Annotated in this window: 5 protein-coding genes and 1 riboswitch; of the genes, 3 read left to right on the top strand and 2 right to left on the bottom strand. The window is 43.7% G+C overall.

The genetic code is table 11. The features are described 5' to 3' along the window. Positions 1–90: riboswitch (cobalamin riboswitch) on the bottom strand. This riboswitch is flagged as partial in the annotation. Between the two features lie 457 nt (positions 91–547). Further along, on the top strand, positions 548–910 hold the full coding sequence (locus tag RDN93_RS21625; RefSeq protein WP_070751096.1) for a hypothetical protein: 363 nt from the start codon (positions 548–550) through the stop codon (positions 908–910). Further along, complete coding sequence (locus RDN93_RS21620) at positions 907–1,836, top strand: IS3 family transposase (RefSeq protein ID WP_105100199.1); 930 nt, start codon at positions 907–909, stop codon at positions 1,834–1,836. Before RDN93_RS21625 ends, RDN93_RS21620 begins: the two co-directional genes overlap by 4 nt. Positions 1,837–2,279: 443 nt before the next feature. On the opposite strand, the gene RDN93_RS21615 is transcribed toward RDN93_RS21620, so the two are convergent. Continuing rightward, on the bottom strand, positions 2,280–3,215 hold the full coding sequence (locus RDN93_RS21615) for a DUF5106 domain-containing protein (protein ID WP_008764813.1): 936 nt from the start codon (positions 3,213–3,215) through the stop codon (positions 2,280–2,282). Between the two features lie 231 nt (positions 3,216–3,446). On the opposite strand from RDN93_RS21615, the gene RDN93_RS21610 reads away from it, so the two are divergent. Then, a complete protein-coding gene (locus tag RDN93_RS21610) occupies positions 3,447–5,018 on the top strand; it encodes an ATP-binding protein (RefSeq protein WP_022470077.1) in 1,572 nt (523 codons plus the stop codon). 31 nt (positions 5,019–5,049) lie between these two features. Here the strand turns inward: RDN93_RS21610 and RDN93_RS21605 are convergent. Then, the coding region (locus RDN93_RS21605; protein ID WP_308747383.1) for an ATP-binding protein at positions 5,050–5,452 on the bottom strand (403 nt) is incomplete at its 5' end.

Here is a 5,452-nt window from a genome sequence, read left to right as displayed (position 1 = left end):
AGCAGCGGGACTGTTCAGGATTTACACCTGATTCCCTTTTAATCGCTTCCCTCGTGATGAGAGTCGCAAACCAATGCGGGGACAAAGATATATAGTTTATTTGTTTCTACCAAAAAGAAAATAACAGCAGTTTTGCTCTCATGCTCTAACAATTCCTGCGTATCCCTTTATTCATCGCTGTTTCAAGCGTGGTAGCAAGTGTGGTGGCAGGTATGAGAGCAAACGGTTGCTCTCACTCCGGTGCATCGGATGACGTGACGTTTTGTAGTGTTATAGGTTGATTTGTAGGATGTTAACGTCTGATACGTCAACTATTAAAGATTGACATATCAACTATTAATAATTGAGAAATCAGGTATTAAAGGCTGATAACTCATCTATTAGTAGCCAATAAATGAGTTAATGCTTCTTGAAAGAACGGGTGAATTGGAGCAACTAATGCGATTGGGTTACTCCGGTCATGCAGTCAAGTTACTCTAATTGATAGTTGCTTGTCTTACCCTGGATTTGGTTGACTACTATAAGTATCAACTAAAATGAATAAAAGATGAAAAAGAGTGACATGACCTTTAGTCCTTATCAGCTTGAACTTCTTGGCGATTTCTATCGTTCGAATTTCTCAGTTTCTCGTTTTGCCCAAGAAAAAGGGATTGCCCGTATTACATTTTGGCGTTGGGTTCGTATCTTTGAGGATTCTAATCCTGAAATATCCGCTTATATGAAAAAGCACAAGTCTCCCAAGTCCTCGGAGGAATCCTCCTCAATTACTGCCTTACGTCTTGAGAATGAGCGTTTACGTGCAGAGCTTAAAGATGCTAAAATGCGTGCGCACGCCTTCGATACGATGATTGATGTTGCCGAGGAGATGTTTAATCTTCCTATCCGAAAAAAAGCTGGTACCAAACAATAAAAAGGCTTTGTAAAGGGAGGCATGCCTATACGGTGGTCTCTCTTTGCAAATTGTTTGGTGTAACAAAGCAAGCCTTTTATAAGTATGTTGACCATAGTACGGATAGTTCGGCCCGTGAACGTTTTGTTCTTGAGTTTGTCAAACGTGTGCGTTCAAAGGACCCTGGTATTGGGGGGATGAAACTTTGGCTGATGTACCGTAATGAGTTCGGCACCAGCCAGGCCTTTGTTGGGCGTGACTGTTTCTGTGCTATATTGTCCAAGTATAAGCTGACAATACGCAAACGTTTTCGGGCTCCACGTACGACAGACTCCTCTCATCACTTGCCACAGTATCCTGATTTAACCAGGACATTGCTATTAGAACATCCTGATCAGCTGTGGGTTAGTGATATCACTTACATTACCATATGGTTGCCTGACGGCAGTTATGTGTTCTGCTACCTGTCTCTGGTGACAGACGCCTATACGAAGGAGATCATTGGGTATTGCGTAGGTGATACTCTGGGAAGCTGTTACACAGTGGAAGCTCTGGAAATGGCAGTCAGACGCATAGCTGCAAAGGAGATTAAGGGTTTGATCCATCACTCCGACCGAGGCGTACAATATGCCAGTGCGGATTATATTGCCATATTACGACATAACGGGATTCTTCCCAGCATGACAGAGGATGGCAATCCCAAGGACAATGCCATAGCTGAGCGTGTGAATGGCATTATAAAGAATGAATTGCTGCAAGGAATGCGCTTTAGTTCAATACAGGAAGTCAGAAAAGCTGTAGCAACAGCCGTTCACTTCTATAACAACGAAAGGCCTCATATGAGCTTGGATATGCTTACCCCGGTACAGGCAGGAGAAATGCAAGGACCTATCAGGAAAAGATGGATAAGCTACAGAGAAAAGTATCTGAATGTAGCACTTGCTTAAAAATAAATATGTACATTTGCTTATGAAAAGACCAAGAATGCCCTGCTAGCGGGATAGAAAGAGGAAAAAGGGTGAGTTCCTTTCTTTTTTCTTCTTTCAAAGAGAAGAGTCAACCGGTTAAAGGAATAAGAAAAAAATAAGTAAACCGGAGGCAGGAATAATAAATAATAAAGTAAACAGCTGCCAGGGTTAGTAATATTTCTAGTCAACACATAGCAGCTATTAGAGATAAACAAGTCAACCATTATTAGGGAAGTACAGCTTTAGAAAGTTCCAAAGCGTTGAAACCAACGGTTTCAAGCGGATGAAACTCTAGTTTCAAGCAGATGAAACTTTAGTTTCAAACTGAAGAAACTTTGGTTTCAAGCCGATGAAACTTTAGTTCCGAGCGGCAGAAACATTTTGTTTCAACGGTTGGAACTGATATTGGAACTACATGTTAACTATTGATGCTGCATTAGATATGCTTCAATGGCTGGTGCAGTGGCATCTTTAAGCAATACAGTCTTGTCTTTATCCAACAGATATAGAGTCGGGATAGCCTTTAAGTCATAGACCTGTTCTTCTTTGATAGTGAACTTCTTGTCATATCCGTTAATCCATTCATTGGGAAATTCGCTCAGATGCTTTTTCCACTCGTCCAGTTCCTCATCGGGGTAGATGGAGAGAAGTACCAACTTCTTTTCCTGTAAAAGCTGGTTGATGATGGGAGCGTTTTTCAGACCTTCTATGGTTTCTGTGCATGCCTGACAGCCGGGGTTATTGATAAATAACAGAAGATATTCCGCTTTCAACTGATATAATGAACCTTGTGCTCCTGAGGCCAGGGTATAAGTGAAGTTGAGCGCTTTGGTTCCGATACGATTTTTCTGAGCCAGCTTAAGACGGGCCTGGGGACGTATCTTCTCTGTTTCGTTCAATACAGGAGAGGCTATCATTGCTTCCAGTACCGGTATATAAAATTCTTCGTTGCGCATGGGGGAGTTGGGATCATACAGATACTTGTCTGCCAGGTCGGTGATATATGTAAACACCTTCTTGTCCACATTGGTCCGGTCGATTACATTGCGCATGGCTTGTTGGGCTGTTTCAAGCGGTACGTGGTTCAGCAAGTCGCAATAATCTGCCCACGCTTGTTCCGTTACTTCCGGATGGTGGATATAGTTGGTGTCGGCAAAGTTTACATTGTCCCAATAATGCTTGGCCAGAAAGTCGGCCCGTTGTTCCGGTGCTGTCATCATTTGCGGGATGGCGGGCATCTTAATAGCCTTAATGGTATCTTGCGGTGTTTCGCTTTTGTTTTGACTTGAAGCATTCCCGTTTTTACAGGCGCCAAGAAGAAGGCACAGAATGAGTATAAGGCTTATGTTTGTTTTCATGACAATTGGTTGGTTTAAACTTACTTTCGAAAGCAAAGGTATGAAAACTATGTGAAAAAACATACCGATATTCCGGTAAGTTTTGAAAACTGGATATGCGGCTTCGTATTTTTTATCGATACAGCCGACTTTGTGTGAATAGGGCTAAATAATCTCTTCCCTTCGGGTGGAATCTGCATCGAATTTGTTATCTTTGCCCGTAGCATTGGTTATTTTTTAATAAAAGCTGATATGAACGCACCTGTTAAAACGCTCCGTAAGCTCCCGATAGGGATACAAAGTTTCGAATTTCTTCGCTCGGAAGGATATCTTTATGTCGATAAAACAGAACTGGTCTATCGTCTCGTAACGAAAGGGAAGCCTTATTTCCTCAGTCGTCCCCGGCGTTTCGGGAAGAGCCTGTTGCTTTCCACGCTTGAAGCTTATTTCAAGGGGAAGAAAGAACTTTTCGAAGGACTCGCTATCGAGAAATTGGAGCAGAACTGGTTCGAATACCCGGTGTTGCACCTAAGCTTGAATGCTGAGAAATATGACAGTAGGGAACGATTGGAAGGAATGCTTGAACTGCAACTGGAAAGTTGGGAAGAGATGTATGGAGTAGATAAAGGCACAATGACCTACTCCGGACGCTTCATTACCATTATCCGACGTGCATACGAACAGACCGGACGCCGTGTGGTCGTACTCGTAGACGAATATGACAAACCCATGCTTCAGACATTCGATAAACCTGATTTGCAAGAAGACTTCCGTAAAACGCTGACCGCTTTCTATACTGTACTCAAAGATGCTGACCCTTATCTTCAGTTTGTCTTTATCACCGGAGTAACGAAGTTTGCGCAGATGGGCATTTTCAGCACGCTTAACCAGTTGAATGATATCAGCTTCGACCTTGAGTACAACACCCTTTGCGGCATGACACGTACGGAAATCGAAACCGTTTTTGTACCTGAATTGCAAGAACTGGCTCTCCAGGCTGAAACAAATTATGACGAAGCTATAGAGCAACTCACCCGCCAGTATGACGGTTACCGCTTCACTCCTGAGAAAGGATTTACTCCCATGTTCAATCCTTTCAGTGTGCTCAATGCCCTTGCTAAGTCGCGTTTCGGTGACTATTGGTTTGCCAGCGGAACGCCTACTTTTCTGGTAGAGATCCTAAAGAAGACAAATTTTGACCTTCGCGAATTGGACGGTATTGAAGTCTCTTCTGCTTCATTGAGTGACGACAGGGCGAATATCTCCAATCCTGTTCCGATGATTTATCAAAGCGGATACCTGACTATAAAGTCGTTCGACCAACGTTTTCGTACATATACGCTGGGGTTTCCTAACGAAGAGGTGAAATATGGTTTCCTCAATTTTGTCGCCCCTTTCTATACTCCTGTCGCATCCACCGATACCACCTTTTATATCGGGAAATTTGTGCATGAACTGGAAACGGGCGAAACGGAAGCTTTCCTCACTCGTCTGTCCTGTTTCTTCGCCGATTTTCCTTACGAACTGAACGAGAAAACTGAACGTCATTATCAAGTTGTATTCTATCTCGTCTTCAAACTCATGGGGCAATTCACGCAAGCGGAAGTCCGTACCGCTATCGGTCGTGCCGACGCAGTAGTAAAGACTGCGGACTACATCTATGTGTTCGAATTTAAACTCACCGGCACCGCCGAAGAAGCTCTGAAGCAGATTGATGAAAAAGGTTACCTTTTGCCCTACACCGTGGATGGCAGGCGACTGGTGAAAGTCGGTGTGTCTTTTGATGCCGCGAAACGGAATCTGGGAGAGTGGCTGATTGTTTGACTGCACTGTGAATAAAGAAAAACCAAGCTGTTTATTTCTCTTTCGCCAGCGTGAAGACAAATTCCAGTCCGCCGCCTTGATTATTCTTGGCAGAAATGTTTCCTCCGTGGATGATGACGGCATTCTTTACGATGGCAAGCCCTAAACCGGTTCCGCCGAGTTTGCGTGAACGCCCTTTGTCCACCCGGTAGAAACGTTCGAAAAGGCGGTTCAGATGTTCCGGAGAGACACCGATGCCCGTATCTGCGAAGCTGAAATAATAGTAGTTCTCATCTTCACGGAAACAGTTGATGTTTATCTGAATATTGGTTCCGGCGTATGCGATGGCATTGTCCATCAGGTTGCGGAAGATGGAGTAGAGCAGGGAGTAATTGCCTTTGATCTGGATACCCTTCTTTAGTGAATCCACGATGCTGATGTGCTTTTCTTCCAGT

The sequence above is a fragment of the uncultured Bacteroides sp. genome, assembly GCF_902491285.1.
Classification (GTDB): domain Bacteria; phylum Bacteroidota; class Bacteroidia; order Bacteroidales; family Bacteroidaceae; genus Bacteroides.
Note: the sequence above shows the minus strand (reverse complement) of the source record. Positions and strands in the feature narration are given on the sequence as shown.